We start from the raw sequence: 747 nt of genomic DNA on the forward strand, positions 1-747 counted from the left end.
AAATAATGGAAAACTAAGCATAAAGATGACTTAAGTCTGATAAAGACAGCAAATCTGATGCTAATAAAGAAGACAAATCTGCTGCATCTGATAAAGATGATAAGCACAGTGCGACAATAGCTAATATCTATCAATGGGCAACTAAGCTTAAAGATGACTTTACATCCGAAGCATCTAATATGACGCATGACGTTTCCGAAAAAGCGGTTGCTATGATGCTTAAGAGGCTTTTAGATGCCAAAACTGTTGAGTTAGAAGCCTTTGATAAGAAAGTAGCAGACTCTAAAGGTTCGGTAGATAATGCAGAAGAAGAACGTAGTAAGATTGCTGCAAAGAAAGAGCAATACCAAGGTATGATCGACCAACTAGAAGGTTAGTTAGCAATTTAGGCAATTAGTGTCATTAATCCAGTGTTAGACGTTTAAATTAAGCGTTTAGCATTGGATTTTTTATTGTCTTTTATTTTGTTAGAGGAATCAGTCAAATAAGATGTTCATCTAATGAAGAGGTAAACCCCGTGTTGAGCCTTTCCTAAAAAGTGTGTAACTGCTTATAATCCACTAACCGGAGAATAAGCAATGACGCTTTATGATTATGTTTGATGACCGTGTCAGCAGAGATTTAATCTAAAGGGCAATTACACAGAATTTAGGAGATTCCTTTGTATTTATTACAATTATGAGCGCTCTAGCATGGGCAATGGTGGCTGTACACCTATACAGAAATTAAACTACGCAGCTTAATTGA

The 747-nt window shown here is 36.0% G+C and carries 1 protein-coding gene; it reads left to right on the top strand.

Annotation, left to right across the window (positions count from 1 at the left end; genetic code table 11):
* The first annotated feature begins 179 nt into the window (after positions 1 to 179).
* The gene (locus tag CAN34_RS14440) at positions 180 to 377 is read left to right on the top strand and encodes a hypothetical protein (protein ID WP_254423070.1); all 198 of its coding nucleotides are present in this window, start codon (positions 180 to 182) and stop codon (positions 375 to 377) included.
* Positions 378 to 747 lie beyond the last annotated feature (370 nt).

The sequence above is a fragment of the Psychrobacter sp. DAB_AL32B genome (assembly GCF_002224105.1).
GTDB lineage: Bacteria > Pseudomonadota > Gammaproteobacteria > Pseudomonadales > Moraxellaceae > Psychrobacter.

Excerpts from the sequence above, each read along its gene's own strand:
- CAN34_RS14440 (WP_254423070.1), top strand. The coding sequence starts at position 180 with ATGACGCATGACGTTTCCGAAAAAGCGGTTGCTATGATGCTTAAGAGG.